Origin of the sequence: Acetobacter papayae, assembly GCF_047721125.1 — a bacterium.
Lineage (GTDB): Bacteria > Pseudomonadota > Alphaproteobacteria > Acetobacterales > Acetobacteraceae > Acetobacter > Acetobacter papayae.
In genome coordinates this window covers 51947-73633 of sequence record NZ_JBDNWF010000001.1, presented here as the reverse complement: position 1 = coordinate 73633, position 21687 = coordinate 51947, and the positions used below count along the sequence as shown (strand labels likewise).

The 21687-nt window shown below is 59.7% G+C and carries 22 protein-coding genes and 1 tRNA gene; 6 read left to right on the top strand and 17 right to left on the bottom strand.

The genetic code is table 11. The features are described from left to right. Positions 1-70: 70 nt before the first annotated feature. The 3 genes from ABF757_RS00320 to ABF757_RS00310 are packed head-to-tail and all read right to left on the bottom strand — an operon-like array spanning position 71 to position 3585. A complete protein-coding gene (locus ABF757_RS00320; RefSeq protein ID WP_415480435.1) occupies positions 71-1261 on the bottom strand; it encodes a helix-turn-helix domain-containing protein in 1191 nt (396 codons plus the stop codon). Beyond that, complete coding sequence (locus tag ABF757_RS00315) at positions 1254-2339, bottom strand: NAD(P)H-dependent flavin oxidoreductase (RefSeq protein WP_415480434.1); 1086 nt, start codon at positions 2337-2339, stop codon at positions 1254-1256. The genes ABF757_RS00320 and ABF757_RS00315 overlap by 8 nt, the downstream gene beginning before the upstream one ends. Continuing rightward, a complete protein-coding gene (locus tag ABF757_RS00310) occupies positions 2332-3585 on the bottom strand; it encodes an aspartate kinase (protein ID WP_025859620.1) in 1254 nt (417 codons plus the stop codon). Before ABF757_RS00310 ends, ABF757_RS00315 begins: the two co-directional genes overlap by 8 nt. Positions 3586-3798: 213 nt before the next feature. Between ABF757_RS00310 and ubiG the strand changes: the two genes are divergently transcribed. Further along, complete coding sequence (gene ubiG / locus ABF757_RS00305; RefSeq protein WP_415480519.1) at positions 3799-4572, top strand: bifunctional 2-polyprenyl-6-hydroxyphenol methylase/3-demethylubiquinol 3-O-methyltransferase UbiG; 774 nt, start codon at positions 3799-3801, stop codon at positions 4570-4572. Between the two features lie 55 nt (positions 4573-4627). Here the strand turns inward: ubiG and ABF757_RS00300 are convergent, their stop codons facing one another. The 4 genes from ABF757_RS00300 to ABF757_RS00285 all read right to left on the bottom strand — a co-directional run bounded on the left by ABF757_RS00300 (position 4628) and on the right by ABF757_RS00285 (position 6888). Continuing rightward, the gene (locus ABF757_RS00300) at positions 4628-5083 is read right to left on the bottom strand and encodes a DUF2147 domain-containing protein (RefSeq protein WP_415480518.1); all 456 of its coding nucleotides are present in this window, start codon (positions 5081-5083) and stop codon (positions 4628-4630) included. Positions 5084-5209: 126 nt separating this feature from the next. Continuing rightward, positions 5210-5716: a DUF1178 family protein gene (locus ABF757_RS00295; RefSeq protein WP_415480433.1), complete on the bottom strand. Its 507-nt coding sequence runs from the start codon at positions 5714-5716 to the stop codon at positions 5210-5212. A 53-nt stretch (positions 5717-5769) separates the two neighbouring features. Then, complete coding sequence (gene grxC, locus ABF757_RS00290) at positions 5770-6030, bottom strand: glutaredoxin 3 (protein ID WP_415480432.1); 261 nt, start codon at positions 6028-6030, stop codon at positions 5770-5772. Positions 6031-6111: 81 nt separating this feature from the next. Continuing rightward, the gene (locus ABF757_RS00285; RefSeq protein ID WP_415480431.1) at positions 6112-6888 is read right to left on the bottom strand and encodes a double zinc ribbon domain-containing protein; all 777 of its coding nucleotides are present in this window, start codon (positions 6886-6888) and stop codon (positions 6112-6114) included. A gap of 87 nt (positions 6889-6975) precedes the next feature. Here ABF757_RS00285 and ABF757_RS00280 point away from each other — a divergent pair, with 87 nt between their 5' ends. After that, positions 6976-7890 carry a methyltransferase domain-containing protein gene (locus tag ABF757_RS00280; protein ID WP_415480430.1) on the top strand — a complete coding sequence of 305 codons (915 nt, stop codon included), beginning with the start codon at positions 6976-6978 and terminating at the stop codon, positions 7888-7890. Here ABF757_RS00280 and moaA read toward each other — a convergent pair. From moaA to ABF757_RS00260, 4 genes are all read right to left on the bottom strand, one after another. Continuing rightward, positions 7887-8903: a GTP 3',8-cyclase MoaA gene (gene moaA / locus ABF757_RS00275; RefSeq protein WP_415480429.1), complete on the bottom strand. Its 1017-nt coding sequence runs from the start codon at positions 8901-8903 to the stop codon at positions 7887-7889. The two genes, ABF757_RS00280 and moaA, sit on opposite strands and share 4 nt — an antisense overlap. A 160-nt stretch (positions 8904-9063) precedes the next feature. Beyond that, positions 9064-10473, bottom strand: coding sequence for a phosphoglucomutase/phosphomannomutase PgmG (gene pgmG / locus ABF757_RS00270; RefSeq protein WP_415480428.1), 1410 nt, complete (start codon positions 10471-10473; stop codon positions 9064-9066). Next, entirely contained in the window at positions 10473-11357 is an 885-nt protein-coding gene (gene galU, locus ABF757_RS00265; RefSeq protein WP_415480427.1) for a UTP--glucose-1-phosphate uridylyltransferase GalU, read from the bottom strand. Before galU ends, pgmG begins: the two co-directional genes overlap by 1 nt. Positions 11358-11676: 319 nt before the next feature. After that, a tRNA-Leu gene (locus ABF757_RS00260) sits at positions 11677-11762 on the bottom strand. A 72-nt stretch (positions 11763-11834) separates the two neighbouring features. On the opposite strand from ABF757_RS00260, the gene lipB reads away from it, so the two are divergent. After that, on the top strand, positions 11835-12536 hold the full coding sequence (gene lipB / locus ABF757_RS00255) for a lipoyl(octanoyl) transferase LipB (RefSeq protein ID WP_415480426.1): 702 nt from the start codon (positions 11835-11837) through the stop codon (positions 12534-12536). Here lipB and ABF757_RS00250 read toward each other — a convergent pair. Both ABF757_RS00250 and ABF757_RS00245 read right to left on the bottom strand, forming a co-directional pair. After that, on the bottom strand, positions 12517-13077 hold the full coding sequence (locus ABF757_RS00250) for a LolA family protein (RefSeq protein ID WP_025859615.1): 561 nt from the start codon (positions 13075-13077) through the stop codon (positions 12517-12519). The two genes, lipB and ABF757_RS00250, sit on opposite strands and share 20 nt — an antisense overlap. Beyond that, positions 13074-13415, bottom strand: a complete 342-nt coding sequence (locus ABF757_RS00245) for a BolA family protein (RefSeq protein WP_415480425.1) — start codon at positions 13413-13415, stop codon at positions 13074-13076. Before ABF757_RS00245 ends, ABF757_RS00250 begins: the two co-directional genes overlap by 4 nt. A 51-nt stretch (positions 13416-13466) precedes the next feature. Here ABF757_RS00245 and ABF757_RS00240 point away from each other — a divergent pair, with 51 nt between their 5' ends. The 3 genes from ABF757_RS00240 to ABF757_RS00230 all read left to right on the top strand — a co-directional run bounded on the left by ABF757_RS00240 (position 13467) and on the right by ABF757_RS00230 (position 17105). Beyond that, entirely contained in the window at positions 13467-14075 is a 609-nt protein-coding gene (locus ABF757_RS00240; RefSeq protein ID WP_025859613.1) for a J domain-containing protein, read from the top strand. A gap of 70 nt (positions 14076-14145) precedes the next feature. Continuing rightward, positions 14146-15153, top strand: coding sequence for an AAA family ATPase (locus ABF757_RS00235; protein WP_415480424.1), 1008 nt, complete (start codon positions 14146-14148; stop codon positions 15151-15153). Positions 15154-15179: 26 nt separating this feature from the next. Beyond that, positions 15180-17105: a cobaltochelatase CobT-related protein gene (locus tag ABF757_RS00230; RefSeq protein WP_415480423.1), complete on the top strand. Its 1926-nt coding sequence runs from the start codon at positions 15180-15182 to the stop codon at positions 17103-17105. Between the two features lie 54 nt (positions 17106-17159). Here ABF757_RS00230 and ABF757_RS00225 read toward each other — a convergent pair whose 3' ends face one another. The 4 genes from ABF757_RS00225 to rfbF all read right to left on the bottom strand — a co-directional run bounded on the left by ABF757_RS00225 (position 17160) and on the right by rfbF (position 21660). Beyond that, on the bottom strand, positions 17160-18413 hold the full coding sequence (locus ABF757_RS00225) for a hypothetical protein (protein WP_415480422.1): 1254 nt from the start codon (positions 18411-18413) through the stop codon (positions 17160-17162). Positions 18414-18458: 45 nt separating this feature from the next. After that, on the bottom strand, positions 18459-19619 hold the full coding sequence (locus tag ABF757_RS00220; RefSeq protein ID WP_415480421.1) for an FkbM family methyltransferase: 1161 nt from the start codon (positions 19617-19619) through the stop codon (positions 18459-18461). 185 nt (positions 19620-19804) lie between these two features. Then, positions 19805-20911 (bottom strand): CDP-glucose 4,6-dehydratase, encoded by a 1107-nt coding sequence (gene rfbG, locus ABF757_RS00215; protein WP_415480420.1) that lies wholly within the window; start codon positions 20909-20911, stop codon positions 19805-19807. After that, positions 20896-21660: a glucose-1-phosphate cytidylyltransferase gene (gene rfbF / locus ABF757_RS00210; RefSeq protein WP_025859608.1), complete on the bottom strand. Its 765-nt coding sequence runs from the start codon at positions 21658-21660 to the stop codon at positions 20896-20898. Before rfbF ends, rfbG begins: the two co-directional genes overlap by 16 nt. Positions 21661-21687 lie beyond the last annotated feature (27 nt).

Genomic DNA, 21687 nt, shown 5'->3' with positions numbered 1-21687 from the left:
CTGTCCTGCCAAAAACAAACGCTTTTGGCTACACACAAAACAGAAACAGCGCCATGACCATGGCAGGGAGTTAGCGTAGGCCCTGCCCTTCGATCTGATCCGCGTTCAGTTTATCCGTATCAGAGGCCGCATGCGGCACAGACGGCGCGACATCTGCCGGGGCACTCCGCGCCACAGGCGGAGCAGCCACACTGGCAACCAGCGAACCATCCCGCACGGCCTGTGCGCTCAGCACCAGATGCCGCCGCACTGCACCGTTACGGCCCAGAGGCGGTGTTGTTACATCCCCTGCATTCACTGTTATACCACCAGCATTGCCCACTGTCAGGTCATAAGGGCCATTGCCTTCGGGCACATTCCAGCTTTCACCTGGTTGCAGAACCTTGTCGTAAACAACCTTGCCTGCACCATCACGCACCTGAATCCAGCTTACCTGCCCAGCCCGGATCACCATGGGCTGACCACCTGCAGAAGGCCCAGAGACTACACTACCGCCAGCAGGAGCTGCCGCAGATTGAGCGACCTCGGCCCCTGAAACAAGTGCACTAGTCCCCGGCTCGGCAGAATGTTCGGGGGCGCCCGCTGCCTGCGGTGCTGCTCCCTCACCTGAAAAAGCAGATTCAGACGAATCCTGTACAGCTTCGGGGGATTGGGTCAGTGGCGGAGGAACTGGCACGTCCTGCACCCTGCCTTGACCTGAAGCTGTATCAGGAATGCCACTTTTCTCTGGCAGAATGGAGGCAACCTGCGGAGAGGGCGCATTATGCGCGGCCTCTCCGGGCATGAGACTCGCCACCGGCGGCACTAGCTCCGGCAGCGGGGTTGCCCGCCCCATGAAGCAGTACCAACCCACATAGCTAAGAACGACCACCCCAAGACCGATGGAAATAGCCACCGCCGGAGGCAGGCGCCGGTCAGGGATAGGAACGGGAAAATCAAGCTCGGGCCTGTGCCCGGCTGCCCGGCTGCCCTTGCGGTAGAACCCGGCCAGACTTTCGGGGTCAAACCCTAGTGCCTGTCCATAAGTCCTTAAAAATCCAAGGGCATAAACTTCTGCAGGCAGGATACCGGCCTGCCCGCTTTCCAGCGCTTCCAGATAGGAACGACGGATACGCAGCCAGCCGGACACATCATCCAGCGACCACCCCAATTGCTCGCGCCGTTGGCGCAATGCCTCACCCACACCGATCATGGCCACATCAGGCAGAGGCGGTGTGGAACTGCCCTGCCCTTGCTCTGGACCGTGTGTGTGTTCAGCCATCGGCATCCATACGTCTTTGTTGCCCGACTAGAGCTAACACGGCCTGCTCTATCAGGTCAGCAATAATTTCCGCGACAGGCTGGACAGACTTGACCATCCCTACCGACTGCCCCGCCATGACGGAGCCGTTTTCCACATCACCATCAATCACGGCACGCCGCAAGGCACCGGCCCAGAAATGCTCGATTTCAAGCTGGGCTTCTTCGCGCGTCAGTTCGCCACCCTGAAAGCGGCGAATGACATCAGCCTGATGCGCCACAAACTTACGCCCGCCCTCATTGGCCAGCGAGCGCACAGGAATGACCGGAAAGCGTTCATCAAGCTGGGGCGATGTCACCGCATCGCGCGCGGCGGCACGCAGGAAGGCTTTTTTGAACTTCTCGTGGGCGATGCTTTCTTCGGCGGCGGCAAAGCGCGTGCCGAACTGCCCACCCGCGGCCCCCATTTCCAGATACCCCAGAAGGGCATCGCCCCGGGCCAGACCACCGGCGACAAACACGGGCACGTCCTGAATGACCGGCAGGATTTCCTGCGCGAGAACCGTCAGGGAAACCGGGCCGACATGGCCACCGGCTTCCGTTCCCTCAATCACCAGTGCATCAACGCCCATCTTGATCAGGCGCTTGGCCAGAACAAGTGCTGGTGCGAAGGCAATGACCTTTGCCCCGCCTTCCTTGATGGCCTTGATGGCCGCACCCGGCGGAATACCACCCGCCAGCACGATATGCGTGACACTCGCGTCCAGACAGACCTTGATCAGGTCATCTAGCCGGGGGTGCATGGTAATCAGGTTCACCCCGAATGGACGATCGGTCATGGCGCGGGTGGCGGCAATTTCCTCCGCCAGTCGATCGGGCTCCATCGCACCGCACGCAATAACGCCAAACCCGCCCGCATTGGAAATGGCCGAAACCAGATGCCGCTCACTCAGCCATGACATGGCACCGCCAAGAATGGCATAGGGCGTTCCCAGAAACGCCGTGCCACGCTGCCACAGCCGGTCAAGCCGCGCGCGGGCGCGCTGGAGTTCGGCCTGCGTGGGAGCCTGTTCCGCCTCTGCGGGCAGCACCTCAGACATTATCCAACCCATAAGCGGTATGCAGGGCGCGCACGGCCAGTTCGGCATATTCTGCCGCGACCAGAACGGACACTTTGATTTCGCTGGTGGAAATCGCCTGAATGTTGATCGAGCGCTCGGACAGGGTGCGGAACATGATGCTGGCTACCCCAGCATGCGAACGCATGCCCGTGCCCACCACGCTAACTTTCACGATATCCGGGTCGGTCTGGAGCTCTTCGTACTGCACGGCTTCACGCACGGAATCCAGCACGTCTATGGCGCGCGGCAGATCGGTCTTGCTGGTGGTGAAGGTCATGTTGGTGGTGCCATCCGCGCCCGTGCTCTGCACGATCATGTCCACATTGACATTCGCCTCACTCAGCGGGCCGAAAATCGCTGCGGCAATGCCGGGCCGGTCTGGAATGCGCCGGACAGACAGCTTGGCTTCATCACGGGAATAGGCAATGCCGGTGACCAGTTTCTTTTCCACGATTTCGTCCTCATCCACCACCAGAGATCCAGGAAGCTGGCCTTCCATAACCGCCGGACCATCTTCAAAACTGGACAGCACCTGCACCCGCACGCCTTGGCGCATAGCCAGCGCAACACTGCGGGTCTGCAGTACCTTGGCCCCTACGGAGGCCAGTTCCAGCATTTCCTCGTAGGTAATCCTGTCGAGCTTACGCGCCTTGGCGACTATACGCGGGTCGGTCGTGTAGATCCCGTCCACATCGGTATAAATATCGCATCGGTCAGCCCGGATGGCCGCCGCCAGTGCAACGGCCGACGTATCGGATCCGCCACGCCCCAGCGTGGACACCCGGCCATCAGGCGCAACCCCCTGAAAGCCCGCCACAACCGGCACAACGCCCTCGGCCATGGCGCCCAGCAGGCGTTCGCCATCAATACGGTCCAGACTGGCCTTGCCATGGGCGGAATCGGTCTCGATCGGCACCTGCCACCCGGCAAAGGAGCGCGAGGGCACCCCCAGAGTCTGCAATGCAATGGCCAGCAGCCCGCTTGTTACCTGCTCGCCCGTGGCTACGATCGAATCGTATTCCTTGGGGTCATGCAGGGGGGACAGGGACTGACAGTAGCCCACCAGCCGGTTGGTCTCTCCCGCCATGGCAGAAACAACCACCAGAACATCGCAGCCGGCGTCTTTCTGCTTTTTGACACGTTCGGCCACGGCCCGGATACGATCGAGATCGCCCACGGACGTGCCGCCGAATTTCATGACAATCCGGGGTGCGGAACCGGACATACGTTTTTCTCCACCAGACACGCCGCGAAATAACGGGCCACGAAAAACCCCCGCCCCAGCTTTCCCTCCCGTGTATGAAGGATATAAAGCTCTCCGGGCGGTTGCGCGGCTTCACAAGGCGCGTCACATAGCCTCCCCGGCCCCCTTTCGTCCAGCGGGGAGACCAGCAGTAAAGGAATTTGTTGCATGCCAGCCACCAGCGCTCCAACGGATATGCCGCAGGGCATGCCCCTGAACGCGGCCCCCGGCCCCGTGACAAACCCCTCTGTCTGCCCCGAGGAAATCGCCCGCTTCAGCGCGCTGGCCCAACAATGGTGGGACCCCACAGGCCCCATGCGCCCCCTGCACGCCATGAACACCGTGCGGACAGAATGGATCAGCCGCCACCTGCCCCTGCGTGGCCGGACATCGCGCCGGGTACGGCTGCTGGATATCGGCTGCGGTGCGGGACTGGCGAGCGAATCGCTCGCCACGGCTGGGCATGATGTGCTGGGGCTTGATGCCTCGGCAGATGGAATCGCCGCTGCCCTCGCCCATCTTGAGGCGCACCCTCTCCCAGCTGGTTCAGGCCCGCTCACCTACCGCAATGGCAGTGCGGAAGATCTGGTGGCTGAAGGGCAACGCTTTGATGCCGTTATCGCGCTGGAAATCATCGAGCATGTGACAGACCCCGAGGCGTTCATGCAGTTGCTCAGTGCACTGGTGGAACCGGGCGGCACGGTTATTGTCTCGACCATGAACCGCACCCTGCGCTCATTTGCCATTGGCAAGGTCGGGGCAGAATACCTGCTGCGCCTTCTGCCCGTAGGCACGCATGACTGGAAAAAATTCATCCGCCCATCAGACCTCGCCCGGCAGGCCCGCGCCGCAGGGCTGGATATGCAGACTATTACCGGCCTGACACCCGGCCCAGCAGGCTGGGCCAATAGCTGGAAAGAAACGCAAGACCTGAGTGTGAACTACATTGCGTCGTTCATAAAACGCTAATTTTTCAGGTTTTATCTGGTGGCACCTGCGGCAGCGCAGGGCACCGGCAGCAGCTTCAGGGCATTTTGCACATCGGGCCCATGGCGGGGCCTGTATAGCGTGTCCATGTCTGGGTCTGCCCGAATAACGGCAGGCCCAGATAACCCCGGAGCTTGAGCACATCCGGCCCGTCCGCCCATATCTGGGCGTCGTATACATGCCCTGTATCGGGGTCGAGAATATGCCCCTGCAACTTGCGGGTATTCTCCTTCATGGGCCGGAAATCCGTCAGCATCATGAGGTTACATTCCACCTTACCATCATGCCCGCGCGGCACGTCCGTGCCTTCATATTGTAGCCCGACAAGGTGCCCACACACGACATCGCCGCATTGCTGAACCAGAAACACGCCATCATGGTCCTGACTCAGCCAGTAACCCATCAGCGTTCCTTCTGAGGCCGCCATGGCCGGCCTCAGGCCGCCGCCAATCAGCAGCGCACAGAGGGCAAAAACGGCCACCCAACCCCGCATATTACCGCTAAACCACCGGCCTGAACGCGCTGCCATGCTCTGTCCACTCATGTGCCCTACTCCTTGCCGCAAGCCATAAATGACAAACCCCGCATTGCGCGGCCACCCCGTTATGCTGGCTCGGCGTCAGCTATCGGTCTTGCTTACCCACGGGATGGCGTGAAACTCCACACCTTCATCGTGCAGCATTTCACGGTCCCGCGCGCTTACATCTCCATAAATACCGCGCTCCGGTGCCTCGCCATGATGTATCCGCAACGCTTCGTGCGCAAAATGCTCACCAACATTTTCGCAGTTTTTTTCAACCATCTCGCGCATCTGCCTCAGCGCACCCAGCATCCTGTCCGCTTCGCTAACGCTCAAGGGTTCAGAGCCGCTCTGCCCAGTGGGCACAGGCTGATTCTGGCCGGATGCACCCGCCACGGTAGGCGTGTCCTGCACCTGTGGCGCGGCTTCCTGCCGCCGCCCACCACTGACGATGGCAGGCGCCATGGGGGCCTGATCCACAGCGGCCATGCCACATTCAGCACAGGACAGCATGCCAGCCTCGCGCAAGCGGCTGAAAGTCGCGCTGTCCTTGTACCATCCTTCAAACTGATGGCCATCAGCACAGCGCAGGCGGTAGCAGATCATCTCTTGCGCCTCTCCCTTACCATCCGCTCACGCGCAGGCACCGGCTGCCATATTCAGGCAATACCAAGGCTTGCATCCAGACGGCCCGAGCGTTCAAGCGCCATCAGGTCATCACACCCACCCAGCGCCGTCTCGCCCACAAAGACCTGCGGCACGGTCGTCCGCCCACCTGAACGACGGATGGAGTCTTCGCGCTCGGCGGTGCCGTGCGGCGCATTGATTTCCTTAAACGGCACGTTCTTGCTTTGCAGCAGGGACACGGCCCGGCGGCAGTATGGGCAGCCCGGCTGGGTATAGATAACAATCTCTGACATAAGCTCTCTCTTGCACTTCCTCTGACACCCGAAGGCTTTCGCCTATCACATGGTGATGCCACGCGGGATCTGACAGAGTTGTTAGTGCATTTCCTGCAAATCTATATCAAGCCCGGGCCGCTCAGGCACCACACCAGCCACCAGCAGGTGTACCTTTTGCGCACCGGCCTCTCGGAGAACCTGCACACAGGCTGTTGCCGTGGCACCTGTTGTCAGCATGTCATCAACCAGCACAATCGTGCGCCCATGCAGCAAAGCACGCCAACGTGCCCGAACCCGCATGACTCCCTGCATTTCCTGCCTTCTTGCCCCGCGCGAAAAACGGGCAAGCCGCACCGTGGCGCGCAGGCGCTCCAGTACATCCGGCCCATGTTCGCAGCCCTGCATTCTGGCGATATGGCGGCTCAATAAAGCCGCCTGATTGTAGCGCCGCGAGAGCAGCCGCCACCGATGCACTGGCACAGGCACCACCAGCGCACCCGGCACCAGCACATCCTGCCCCGCCCGGACCATATGCTTTGCCAGAAATGCTGCATAATCAATCTGGTCCGCATATTTCAGCCGCAGGATCATATCTCGTGCCGCGGCATCGTACACAAAAGCCGCACGCCCCTGATCCCATGCCGGGTGCCGCCGCTCGCAGGCGGCACAAAGGCCGTCTGCCCCCAGCAATGCACTGGAAGCCTGAGGCTGCGCACACGCCTTGCAGTATGGAGGCCCCAGCATGGGCAGGCACACAAAGCACGCCCCACAGACCAGCCCGGCCTGCACCGTATCAGCCCCACACAGTAGGCAGGAAGGCGGGTACAGCCTGTCCAGCACGAACCGGCCTGCCACCCGCAGCATATGCGCACCCATAGCCCAGCCTCCGTTCAACAGCCTGTTTGCGGTCATAACGGCAAAGGCAGACTTGGCAAAACAGGCCTGAGCGCGCACACCAGCGAAATGAACACGCCCGCCATCTTCGACCACCGCGCCATCATGCTCCACAGGGACAGGGCCGCAGGCAGACAGGGCCTGATCAGCCCCATTCTGGACGCCGCAACCGCAATCCTGTCAGACCGGCTGGATGATGTCGCACGTCCCTTTACCGCAGCGCTGGATATAGGCGGCCGTGGGCTGGTCAGCCAGATGCTGGCAGAGCGGCATATCCCCACACTGTCCATGGATATCTCGCCCCGGCAGGCCGCCCTTTGTGCACCTCATACGCTGTGCGCCAGCCCGGAGGCCCTGCCCTTCGCACCGGCAAGCTTTGACCTTGTGGTAGCTTGCCTGTCGCTACACTGGGTGAACGACCTGCCCGGCACGTTCATGCAGATCCGCCAGAGCCTCCGGCCCGATGGGCTGTTTCTGGCCTGCATGCCTATTCTGCCGACCCTGCGCCCCCTCCGCTCGGCCCTTGAGCGGGCTGAACTGGCCTTGAGCGATGGGGTTTCGCCCCGGGTTTCGCCCCTGCCTACCCAGCAGGGCTGTGTGCAGCTTTTACAACGCGCGGGCTTTGCCCTGCCGGTTGTGGATAGCGAGCGGCTGGACCTGCGCTACCGCTCCACCACCGCCCTGCTGGCCGACCTGCGTGCTGCGGGCGAAACCAGCGCCCTTGTGCAGCGGCCACGACGCTTTACCTCACGCATGCTGTTTGCGGCAGCCGCAGCAGAGCTTGAGTCCAACAGTGAAGACTCTCGTATAACGGATTGTAATAAAAACAATACTGATGGTTTTTCTATGCCGCTGCACATGGCCGTTCTGTCTGGCTGGGCACCGGCGCCAACACAGCCGCAGCCTCTGCAACCCGGCCAGTTCCAGCATGATCTGCGCGATGTACTGTCCGGCAGCAAAGCAACGGAGCAGATACCGGATTAACCTCCGGTCACACTCATATGCCGCTCCGGCCCAGCAACCTGCCCCAAGGCAGGGTCCAGCATGAAGTCATGCCGGGCAGGCTTGCGACCAATAGCCTGATTAATCATCCCGGCCAATGCGGCATCATCCGCTCCAGCCCGCATCAGCCCGCGCAAATCGGCACCATCCTCCTGCCCCAGACAGGTGTACAGCCTGCCGGTGCACGATAGCCGCACCCGGTTGCAGGTTGAGCAGAAATTATGGCTCAACGGCGTAATAAACCCAAGGCGCTGCCCTGTTTCGGCCACACGAACATAGCGCGCTGGCCCGCCTGTCCTGTGGGGACTATCCTCCAGCGTCCAGCGCCGTGCCAGATCAGCCCGGACATCGGATAACGGCAGATAACGCGCGATCCGGCTATCGCCTGTCTCACCCATGGGCATGGTTTCAATCAGGCACAGATCAGCCCCAATTTCTCCACACCATGCCAGCAGGTCATCAAACTCGGTGTCGTTTCCGCCTGCCATGGCCACGGTATTGATACGCACGGCAAGGCCCGCCTCACGCGCGGCACGAATCCCATCGAGTGTGGTCGCCAGCCTGCCGCGCCGGGTCAGTTGGGTGAAACGCTCCGGGTCGAGGGTATCGAGGCTGACATTCACCCGCCGCACGCCTGCGCGGACCAACAACTCGGCAAATTCAGCCAGCCTGCTACCATTGGTGGTAAGCGTGATTTCATCGAGCCGTCCGGGCTCATCGGCCTGACCCAGAAGAGGCCGCAGCGCCAGCAGAAAATGCCCGATATCCTTGCGCACCAGCGGTTCACCGCCAGTAATCCGCAGCCGCCTTACGCCCTGATGCACAAACACGCGGGCAAGGCGCAGCAGCTCGTCATAATCGAGAACATCATCTCTGGGCAGGAAGGTCATGTTTTCCGACATGCAGTACAAACACCGCATATCGCACCTGTCTGTTACTGACAGGCGCAAATAGGAAATCCGCCGTCCGGCAGGGTCCATGAAAGGGGACAACATTTGTCCTCTATATCAGTAACTGGGAGCGAACTGAAACATATATTCCCTGCAAGACACATATTCAAACCTGACAGGGCAGGCCTGATTCTGAACCAGCCTCAAACGGAACGGGCGGCCCGGCATACCGCCAGACCGCCCGAACCATAACAGACGAGCAGATTTAGTGCCCGGCGTTGTCACCCGAAAAATCCGGGCTGGACAGGCCGGACTCTTCAAGCTGCACCACCAGAGCCGCTTTGAGCCGTTCCAGACCAGCCTCGTCGCTTCCTTCTGCCCGCGCCACCAGCACGGCCTGCGTGTTGGAGGCACGCAGCAGCCACCAGCCATCAGACGTGTTCACCCGAACGCCATCGATTTCGGAGACATCGGCACCGGCCTTACGCAGGCGCTCGGCCACTTCCTCAATCACCTTGAACTTACGGTGATCATCGCAGTCAAAACGCACTTCCGGGGTAGAAATGGTCTTGGGCAGAGACTCGCGGAAAACCGAAAGAGGCTCATCCATACGCGCCAGAATATCCAGTGCGCGCACCCCACCATAAAGGGCATCGTCAAAGCCGTACCATTTATCGGCAAAGAAGATATGGCCCGACATTTCACCTGCCAGCGGCGAGCCGGTTTCGGCCATCTTGGACTTGATGAGCGAATGGCCGGTACGCCACATCAGCGGCTTGCCGCCCGCGCGCGCAACCTCGTCGAACAGAACCTGACTGGCCTTTACGTCTGCAATGATGGTCGCACCCGGATGGGTCTTGAGCACATCACGCGCCAGCAGGATCAGCGTCTGGTCGCCCCACAGGATTTCGCCCTTGTTGTCCACCAGACCGATCCGGTCGGCATCGCCATCGAAGGCAATACCCACATCGGCACCATTATCACGCACGACGCTGATAAGCTGCTGAAGGTTCTTGGCAACCGTCGGGTCGGGGTGATGAGCAGGGAACGTGCCGTCAATAGCGGCATTGAGCACGATATGCTCGCCCGGCAGGGCCGCCACCAGCTTTTCCAGAATTTCGCCCGCGGAGCTGTTGCCGTTATCCCAGACAATCTTCAGCTTGCGCGAACCACCCACGTAGTCCTTGACCAGACGGGCAACATATTCGTCACGCACATCGGCTTCGCGCACGCTGCCATCCTCACGCGCGACAACATTGCCCTGCGCGGAAAGCTCGCCCAGTTCCTTGATCTGGGCGCCAAAGAAGGGCTTACCCGCCAGCATCATCTTGAAGCCGTTGTAATCCGGCGGATTATGGCTGCCCGTAACCATGATCGCGCCATCGGCCTCAAGCGTGGCCGAGGCGTAATACAGCATGGGAGTCGGGCCGCGGCCCACACGGGTCACTTCAAGCCCGCATTCCACCGCCCCCTGCACCAGGGCTTCCTCCAGCATGGGAGAAGACAGGCGGCCGTCGTATCCGACTACAAGCGTGCGTCCACCATTACGGCGCACCATGCTGCCGAATGTACGCCCGATAGCAAAGGCATCCTCAGCGCTCAAGGTTTTACCGACAATCCCGCGGATATCGTATTCACGCAGGCTGGTGGCGTCGAAATTATGAGAAAACGTCATTATTTCTGCCCCTCATACTTGGGCAGGAAGGCGCGCACGCCCTCAGCCAGTTCCGGGCGCTGCAGGGCAAAGGCAATCTGGGCTTCAAGGAAGCCAAGCTTGTTGCCGCAGTCGTAACGCGTACCTTCGTAGCGCAGTCCGTGGAATGGTACCTCGCCAATGGTTTTGGCCATGGCGTCGGTCAACTGCACTTCACCACCCGCGCCGCGCTCCAGCTTGGCCAGATGCCGCATGACATGCGGGGTCAGCACGTAACGGCCAATAATGGACAGGTTGGAGGGAGCGTCCTCGGGTTTGGGTTTTTCAACCAGCCCGCGCACCTCGACCAGATGCCCGTCATCCTTGCCGACATCAAGAATACCGTAGCGGTTCGTGTGCTCACGCGGCACTTCCGACACCGCCACAACACTGCCGCCCGTTTCATTATACGCTTCGGCCAACTGCTTGAGGCAGCCTTTTTCAGACTGAACCAGATCATCCGGCAGCAGAATGGCAAACGGGTCGTCACCAATGAATGCGCGTGCGCACCAGATGGCGTGGCCCAGACCAAGGGGCTCCTGCTGGCGCACTGCCATGAGCGAACCGGCCTGAATGGAGCTGGGGCCAAGCGCCTCCAGACAATCCAGCTTGTTGCGTTCTTTCAGCGTGGTTTCAAGCTCGTAGGCAATATCGAAATAATCAATCAGGGAATCTTTGCCGCGCCCCGTGATCAGACAGAACTCCTCGATACCCGCAGCACGTGCTTCATCGATCGCGTACTGGATAAGGGGCTTGTCTACAACCGGCAGCATTTCCTTGGGCATGGCCTTGGTGGCCGGCAGAAAGCGCGTTCCCAGCCCTGCAACCGGCAGAACTGCTTTACGTAAAGGCTTGGGTTTGGACACGAATGCACACCTTAGAAAATCACGTTGAGTCTCAACCATTCAGACCAGCCACGCAGCATGTCGCCACCAGCCAGACCGTGCCACCAGACCAGAACACGCCGCCACCCATCCTTGGGCAACACGGCTCCACTCTGCCAGCCAATAGTATCTCTTGTTACATATCTCCGCTCGCGCGGCCATTCCCATAGACAGGAAAAGAACGGCGCGAATATGACAGGCCAGAGGCCAAATTCGGATCAGTGCCGGACCCGAAGACACAAAAACAGCCCCTCCCCTTACCAGGGAGGGATTCTGAATTTGTCATTTTTCTGGAGAAAAATGGTGCGGTCGAGAAGACTCGAACTTCCACGGGGTTTCCCCCACAAGCACCTCAAGCTTGCGCGTCTACCATTCCGCCACGACCGCCCGTGACAACCGGTACCAAAAAGGCGATACCGTGTGGTGAGAGGCATATAACCGAACCATGGACACGCGGCAATGACCAAAGAACATATTTTGTGGGAAATCAGCAAAAAAACAGTTCCTTACCCACAGGCCCTGTCGCGCATGGAGCAGATTGCACGCGACATCCGGGCAACGGGGGCACCAGAGCGCGTCTGGCTGCTCGAACACCCGCCACTTTACACTGCCGGCACCTCCGCCCGGACGGAAGACCTGTTCAACCCCGCCGGTTACCCCACCTACCCCGCCGGACGGGGTGGACAGTGGACCTACCATGGGCCGGGCCAGCGCATTGCCTATGCCATGCTTGACCTGCAACGCTCCCATGGGGATGTTCCCGCCCGCGACCTGCGTGCCTATGTACAGGCACTCGAGCGCTGGATTATCGCGGCTCTCGCGCGTTTCGGCATTAAAGGAGAAGTGCGCGAAGGGCGTGTTGGCGTATGGGTGCAAGACCCGGCCAGCGGCATGGAAGAAAAAATTGCCGCAATCGGGGTGCGCGTTTCACGCTGGGTAAGCTGGCATGGCATTGCCATAAACCTTGCGCCCCGGCTGGAAGATTTTGACGGAATCGTACCCTGCGGCATCAGGGAGTTCGGCGTTACCAGCTTTCGCCGCCTTGGCCTTGATACGGATATGGCCGCACTGGATCAGGCGCTGGTGGAATGCTGGCCCAGCGTTTTTGGCAGCCAGCCCTCCGCCCTGCAACCGGCTGAGCTTAGCCTGACCCCAGCGTAATCACCGTCACACGGCGTCGTTCATCGACAATCCGCACCTCATAGAGTGCCAGACGCGCCGCAGAATCGCGAAAGCGGAGCGTCACCAGCCCCTGCGACGGGTTATCCGTCCGGGCGAGGGAAAGCTGGAGTACGCCGGGGGCATGGCGGATATCGGTCACGGTCACCGCGCCCCCCAGATGCACCGGGTTATCCAGCAGCAGCCCAAGCGGGTTATGGGCCAGCCCTATGCGGGTTTCAGCCCCTGTCGCACTGTCCGTAAAAACAGCATGGCGGCCTTCGGCATGCAGGGTCATGGGGTGGGGAGCGGTAAAGCGCATATCCAGATAGCCGGGGTGGTAGGCCAGTTCCCCGCTCCCCACGGCACCATCAGGCCAGACCTGCGAGAAAGGAGCCGCCTTGAGGTCGACCGTGTGGAAATACGCCTCGACCCGCGCGATATCGCGTTCTGACGATGCGCCCTGCATGCCTTGGCCAGCGCACGCGGCCAGCAGCAGGGGTAACAGCAGGGCACTGCGCCGGATATGTTGCCACAGGCTCATGCCGTATGGCTTTCTTCTTCCTGCGGGGTGCGCAGGGTCAGGGCAAGAGCGTGCAGCCCGCTGTTCAGTTCATCGGCCAGTACATCATGCACCATGCGTGAACGGTTAACGCGGCTGACGCCTTCAAACGCATTGGAGACTATCAGCATACGGAAATGCGTTTCGGTGGCGCCCGCATCCGGGCCACGCACCATGGAAACATGGTGGGCATGGCGGCTGCTTTCGTCGAGCATTTCAAGCCGCTGGGGCTGAAAGGCCGCGAGCAGTTTGTGGTGCATGCGTTCGGCGCGTGCTTTGGAGGGAACAGAACCCGTGGCAGAATCCGAAAGACTGCTCATATCGGCATTAACCCCTTGCGACTGATGCGTTTGCAACGCAAATAACAGGAAATGACCAAGCCAAGGAACACCCGCGCCCGCGCGTTTGACCCGGACCCCGACGCGCCGCAGCGTTGCTGCGACATGCCGAACTGCTCAAACGCGGCAGGCTACCGCGCCCCCCGCTCACGCGAGACGCTGAACCAGTATTACTGGTTCTGCCTCGAGCATGTGCGCGAGTATAACGCGCGCTGGGATTACTACAAAGGCATGAGCCCCGGACAGATCGAGGCCCATCTGCGCGCCGATGCCCGCTGGGACCGCCCGACATGGACCTTTGGGCAGGCAGGCTCGCCCAAAAACCACAACACCACGGAAGAAGACATTCTCGATCCGCTGGACATTCTGGGCCGCAGCCGCCGCAGCCGGGCGGAACAGGCCCGCTCGCGCGCAACCCCCGCAGCCCCCCCGCCCCTGCGTGAAGCGCTGGCGGTGCTCGGCCTGCCATGGCCCGTTTCGATGGAAGACGCCAAAACGCAGTATCGCACGCTGGCCCGCCGCCACCACCCCGATACCAACAACGGAGACCGCGCGGCGGAAGAACGCCTCAAGCAGATCAACGTAGCCTTTACCATGCTTCGCACACATCTGATGTCAGAAGGCCTCGAAAAAACAAACTGATCATGTATCCTGCACCTGCCAGACCCCGCAGGCACGCAGGGCGTTTCACCTTACGACCAGACGGATCATCATGACGGACCTCTCCACCCAGCCCTCCACGGGCGATCTGCCCCCTATCTCGGCCATTTCCGTTCCCGACCTGAACGTGTCTGTCCGTGAGGTCTTCGGCCTTGATACCGACATGACCGTTCCGGCTTTTTCCATCCGCACGGACCATGTACCCCCGATTGATCCGGCTTATCTGTTCGACCACGACACCACGCTGGCCATTCTGGCAGGCTTTGCCTTCAACCGCCGGGTGATGGTGCAGGGCTTCCACGGCACGGGCAAATCCTCCCATGTGGAGCAGATTGCCGCCCGGCTGAACTGGCCGTGCATTCGCATCAACCTCGACAGCCATGTTTCGCGTATCGACCTCGTCGGCAAGGACGCCATCGTGGTGCGTGATGGCCAGCAGATTACCGAGTTTCAGGAAGGCCTGCTGCCGTGGTGCCTGCAACGCCCCTGCGCGCTCGTATTTGATGAATACGATGCCGGGCGGCCCGATGTCATGTTCGTGATCCAGCGCGTGCTGGAAGTCGAAGGCAAGCTGACCCTGCTGGATCAGAACCGCGTCATTACGCCCAACCCGTGGTTCCGCCTGTTCGCTACCGCCAATACGGTGGGGCTGGGTGATACCACGGGCCTGTATCACGGCACGCAGCAGATCAATCAGGGGCAGATGGACCGCTGGAACATCGTCACCTCGCTCAACTATCTGCCCCACAGGCAGGAGGTGGGCATTGTCTGCTCCCGCATGGGAATCGCGGAAAACGACACGCAGGCCCGCACCAAAATCGAGCAGATGGTTGCCCTCGCCGCCCTGACGCGCGCTGGCTTCATGGCAGGTGATCTATCCACCGTCATGTCACCGCGCTCTGTTATCGCATGGGCCGAGAACGATCAGATTTTCAAGGATACGGCCTTTGCCTTCCGCCTGACGTTCCTGAACAAGTGCGACGAGGCCGAGCGCGCCATGGTGGCCGAATATTACCAGCGCTGCTTCAACAGTAGCCCGCTGCCCGCCCGCACGGCGTAATACCTCAGACCGGAGCAGGGCTGGTTATGGCTGACACAACACAAGACCCGCCAAAAAATCCAACGGCGCTTTTGCCCCGCCTCTCGCGCGAGGAGGCGGAAAAACGCGCCGATGCTTTTCGGCAGGCCACAGCGGCCACCCTGCGCGCCATAGGCGGCGGGCAGGAAGCCGATGTGTCATTCCATAGCGGTAACATGCCGCTGGCACCGCTCAGCCTCGGCGGCAAAGTCCGCCTGCAAAATCCGTCGCTCTCGCTGAACGAGGATGAAAAACAGCGCCTGCGCGGCGTGGCGGATGCGCAGGCCCTACGCCTCAAGCACCACGACTTTACCCTGCACGCGGCACGCCAGCCTGCCGAAACCATGGCGCGCGAGGTCTATGACGCGCTGGAGCAAGCCCGTATCGAATCACTGGGTTCGCGCCATATGCGTGGCGTGGCCGCCAATCTGCGCCAGCGTCTTGAACAGGACGTGCAGGCCGCGGGTCTGGAACGCCTGACAGACCCCGCACAGCTTTCACCCGTGGTCGGGCTTGAACTGCTGGCCCGTGAAAAGCTGACCGGCGAGCCCATACCCGAAGCCGCACGCACCATTGTGGAAAAATGGAAGGCCACCCTGCCCCCGCAGGCCCTGAGCGTGCTGGACACCCTCGCCCGCGATCAGGAAAGCCAAACCGCTTATGCCCGCGCCACCCGGCGCCTGCTGGCCGCCTGCGCTCTGGCGGAAGACGACACGGCACAGGAAGATAACGAAAACAGCGAAGACCCCGGCGGCGATACCTCGGACATGCCCGAGGATACCTCCGAGCAGCCCCCGGCGGATCAACCGGAACAAAGCCCCGAGCAGGAACCTGACCTTGAAGATGCTGTCAGTCAGCCTCAACTCATGGCGGGCAGTGGGGACAGCGCGCCCGATACCGGAGAGGACGAGCAGGACTCAGGCATGGCCGAAGGCACGGGCGAGGCCGCAGGCCCCGGTAGCCGGGCCGAAATAGACCCCGGCGATACCGCGCGCGGCTACCATGCCTATACCACCCGGTTTGATGAGGAAGTTCCCGCCGAAGACCTATGCGACCCAGAGGAACTCTCCCGCCTGCGCCACCAGCTTGACCTGCAACTGGCAACCCTGCACGGCGTTGTGTCGCGTCTGGCCAACCGCCTGCAACGCCGCCTGATGGCCCAGCAGACCCGCTCCTGGTCGTTCGATCTGGAAGAAGGCATGCTGGATGCGGGCAGGCTGTCACGCATTGTGGCCAACCCGTCTCTCTCGCTGTCCTATAAACAGGAACGGGAGACGGAATTCCGCGATACGGTTGTCACCCTGCTGCTGGACAATTCCGGCTCCATGCGGGGGCGCCCTATTTCGGTGGCGGCGGCCTGTGGCGATATTCTTGCCCGCACGCTTGAGCGCTGCAACGTAAAGGTGGAAATTCTCGGCTTTACCACCCGCGCATGGAAAGGCGGGCAAAGCCGTGAGCAATGGCTGACAGACCACAAACCCGCCAACCCCGGCAGGCTCAATGACCTGCGGCACATCATCTATAAGGCGGCGGATACACCGTGGCGTCGGGCACGCACCAATCTGGGCCTGATGCTGCGCGAGGGGCTTTTAAAAGAAAACATTGATGGCGAGGCCCTGCTCTGGGCATGGAAACGGCTGAAAAGCCGCCCGGAAGCCCGCAAAATCCTTATGGTTATTTCAGACGGCGCGCCAGTGGATGACAGCACACTGTCCGTAAACCCCGCCTCCTATCTGGAAGACCATCTGCGCGAGGTAATCACGCTGATAGAAAACCGAAGCCCGGTGGAACTGACCGCCATCGGCATCGGCCATGATGTCACCCGCTATTACCAGAAAGCCGTGACAATCACCGATGCGGAAGAACTCGGCGGCACCATGCTACAGGCCCTGTCGAGCCTGTTTGATGAACGCGCCCCCAGACGCACGCGCTAGAGCGGCCTGAGCACGAGAATGCGCCAGCACGGCGCGCGCTCGTGCAATCCGTTTTTACTGCAATGATGCAGGGGGCCATACAAACCCGGCAGGCAGCCCTTCCGGCTGGGCTTTTACCCGGTCAAGCCGGATGGCGGCTGCCAGTTCCAGAACGGTGGATACGAAAATATCCGGCGCGTATTTTTTCTGGAAACAGGTGGAAACTTCAATCCCTGCCTCTACGGTCCTGTCAGGGTGAGCGATAGTTTCCGCTACGCAATGCCTGATGGCATCGGGCTCGAAATCAAACATAAACTCCTCTGCACGAGGCAGGTCATTAAAAAATGGCTGCCTGTTTGTCAGACACAGAGTATACGCGCCATAAGAACGACAGACCCGGTCATGCGCAGCCAATCCGGTATTGGGTGACATATCGATCATTGCAAGAGAATTTTGAATAAGCCCTATTGATTCCTGATAATTACAGGAATCAATATAGGTGCAGCGTTTATTGGACAGATCAACATGCCCCCACCCTGTGCCCTGAATGCGCACCGGAAACTCCGCCAGTATGTTTGCCAGAAATGCTGCTTTTACATAACGCAGATAGTGATCAAGGTTTGAAATAAAGAACAGGCGCAGTTTTATCAGACTCTGCACATCGAAATTATGGTTCGCAAAATATTCTACAACGATATCGTCAATCTGATTGGTTGCGGGGTTACTCATGTTCTCCGTCAGATACGTAGCAATTTCCCGTATGGCCTTGAGCATGCGCGGGGGCAATACTTTCTCCCAGCTATCCCACAGAACCTGCGGATTATGGGTATTTTTCAGGAAAAGAAGCTGCCCGGAGCGCTTGCGTTCGATATCAACATCTTCTCGACGCATCGGGTCCACCATAACCGACCCGATTGTCCCGATTACCCCATTAACCAGCGGCAACCGCCTGCGCAGGGCCGCATGCTCGGGGAAACCATACAGCGTGGCGAAATTGCTGCTCCTGACCACATGACGGTCAAAAAAATGGGCGGGGGAATCTCCATAGAGTGAAACAAACGGAATACCGCACTCTTCCCATACCCTGTGCTGCTGCCCATTCTGTCCGTTCAAGGCGAGGTCTGCGCCAATACCCATGAAGCTGAAGGCAACCTCCACATTCTGGCCGATGATCTTTTCTTTAAGAACTGCCAGAGCCATCTCCCCGGAAGCCAGATCAAGTTCGACAAACTCGTAACCCGCATCGGAAAAACACCGACCCAGCGCACGGCCCAGCCCGTTCAGCATGTCACCTTGCGAACTGGCCGCTACGTACACAACTTTTGTCATTTATAATCTCTTCCACAATGCAGGAAACGGGCAGGCGCGCCCGCGTCAGATCTTACGCGGGCGCGGGATTGCATAGGCCACCACTTCAAACGTGTTTTTTTCGTGCTGGCGCAAAAAGATATCCGCATCGGGCAGAATATCCCTGATCTGGAACGGCAGTGCCCAGATATCCTCGGGGCGATGATAAACGCTGATCGCAAGCCGGGCATTATTCTGGCGTATGGTCTGACTCATACCCCGTAGGGCGGCAGCCTCGGCCCCTTCGATATCCAGCTTGACGTAATCAACCGGAATGCCGTGAAAAACCTTATCCACCGCCACGCACTGAATACTCTCACCACCCGGCTCATGACCGCCGACAATACGCGACCCCTGCTCGTTCCCCGTCGCAAACGAAACCTGATGCATGCTGTCAGACAGGCCACACGGCATAAAGGTAGCTTGAGCACCGCAGCTTTCGCCAAACTGCGCCAGTTTTTCAAAATTCACGGCATCTGGCTCAAAAGCCATCCAGCGATTGATTGAAACCCCGGCCTTTACCAGCCCCCGGAATGTATCTCCATCATAGGCACCACCATCCAAAAAACTGATAGGGGCATCAAACCCCGGCAGGTCGTCAGGCAGGTACATTTTGCGCGACAGAACAGGGGATTGTGGTGCATCGCCCCCAATCACACGAAACCGCAGGATAGACAGTAGAGTTTCGACCGAAACCGCATCACCCAACAGGCTGGCAAGCGCGCGCACCTGCTCGAAGTGATCAATAAAAAACTGGCGTTCATTCAGCCAGAAATCACCAATCGAAGCGCCCAGCGCATCGACAATATCCGCCCCCCAGAAAACATGCTCAAACCCGTGGCTCTGCCCTAGTCGAACCAGTTCCCCCATATCGTTATGGGGGTTCAATATACCGAGCACAAAAACTTTTCCGGCCGCGATTTCTGACGTAATCGCGTCAGGGTGCAGCACCGGCAGCCCCTCGATACTGGCCAGATCAGCCCCAGCCCGACGGTCGATCATACCAAGGCACGGCAGGCCGGCTTGCACCATCTGCCGCGCAATCCGACGGCCAAAATTGCCAGCCCCATAAACATATGCCCCGTTGGCAAGCTGGCTACGCAACCATGCTGGGGAACGATCACGCATGACCGCCAGAATATCGCTTTCAAGCTGGTCCAGAGCTGTGGAAACGCAAGCAGCACTCATGATTTCACTCCGGGTCAGGGCCCTGCCTGCCACCATTCCAGATAATGATGCGGCGCAGCCTCTCAGGCGGGCTCACACCACAACAACACAATATTTTTTCACCACAGCCAAACACAGTGTCACGCCAACATCCGACCTAACCCACCAGAACAAGGCTGCACCAACCGCCTGCGTTCATACACAGGCTAGCAGCCGCTCTTTTCCCTGACTGCCGATTGGTATTGCCGGATTTGCGCAAGGGTGTACGCTCGCATGGACTCTCCACGCGCATGGGCCTGATGCCAGCAGACAATCCTGTCCAGAGCGGCCTCCAGCCCCCAAACCGGTGTCCAGCCCAGTAGGGCCTGTGCTTTTGAGCAATCGAGTTTCAAATGGGTTGCCTCATGCACACCCTGCTCCTGCTCGCATGTCCATGCAGCACCCTCCCCCCATTGCCGGGTCAGGTTTTCAACGATCCACTGAACGGGTTTGACATCTGTATCCGAAGGACCGAAATTCCACCCTCCCGCAAAGGCCGTACCGTTTTCATACAGGCGTTCAGCCAGCATCAGATACCCGCGCAGGGGTTCCAGAACATGCTGCCATGGACGAATGGCCTGCGGGTTGCGCACCTTCACCGGTTCATGCGCGGCCAGTGCCCGCATAATATCGGGAATAAGCCTGTCGCAGGCCCAGTCTCCACCCCCGATCACATTCCCGGCCCGAGCGCTGGCAAGCGCCACGCCATGCTCGGCATAGCGTTCGGGATTGAAAAAAGAGCGCGTATAGGCCGCCGTAACCAGCTCAGCACAGCCCTTGCTGGAAGAATAGGGATCGAAACCACCCATGGGGTCGGTTTCGCGGTAGCCCCAGAGCCACTCGCGGTTTTCGTAGCATTTGTCGGAGGTAACATTCACCGCCGCACGCACGCTGTCGGTCTGGCGCACCGCCTCAAGGAGCGCCACCAGCCCCATCACGTTGGTCGAATAGGTTTCCACCGGGTTGTCGTACGAATACCGCACCAGCGGCTGAGCCGCCATGTGGATGACAATATCCGGTCGCGCCTCAGCCAACGTGGCGGCCAGAAACCCGGCATCGCAGATTTCGCCTATAACGGATGTCATACCCTGTGCCACATCGGCACTTTCAAACAGGTTTACATCCGTTGGGGGCCTGCGTGCGTAGCCTGTTACCTCGGCCCCGAGTTCGCGCAGCCAGAGCGAAAGCCAGCTTCCCTTGAAACCGGTATGCCCGGTCAGGAATACCCGCTTGCCGCTCCAGAAATTCGGCCTGACCATTACCAGATTTTCCAAGGCGCCTGATCCGTAGACCAGAGTTCCTCAAGATAGGTTTTATCGCGCTGCGTATCCATGGGCTGCCAGAAACCATGGTGAAAATACGCCTCAAGCTCCCGGTCTCTGGCAAGGCTTTCGAGTGGCTTGCCTTCCCAGACGGTGGCATCGCCTTCAATGCGTTCAATCACATCAGGCGAGAGGACAAAAAAGCCACCATTGACCCAATGGCCGTCACCATCGGGTTTTTCCAGAAACGATGTAACAGTTGCCTTATCGAACTGAATGGAACCAAAGCGGCCGGGAGGCTGCACGGCGGTCATGGTTGCCTGCCTGCCGTGCTGTTTGTGAAAAGCGACCAACTTGCCGATATCCACAGTGCTGACACCATCCCCATACGTCATGCAGAAATCGCCCTTGAGGTAAGGAGCAACACGCTTGAGGCGGCCACCTGTCATTGTTTCTTGACCGGTATCAATCAGGGTAATGCGCCATGGCTCGGATTTTTGCGTATGCACTTCTACAGTATTGTTTCTTATGTCTATTGTAACGTCAGACATATGCAGAAAATAATTCGCAAAATACTCTTTGATCATATACCCTTTATAGCCACAGCATATAATAAAATCATGGATGCCATAAGCAGAGTAAATCTTCATGATATGCCAGAGTATAGGCCGCCCCCCGATCTCGATCATCGGTTTGGGGCGAATAAAGGATTCCTCGGAAATTCTGGTGCCCAGCCCACCGGCCAGTATTACTGCTTGCATAAACCCGACTGACGCTCCACGCTCGAG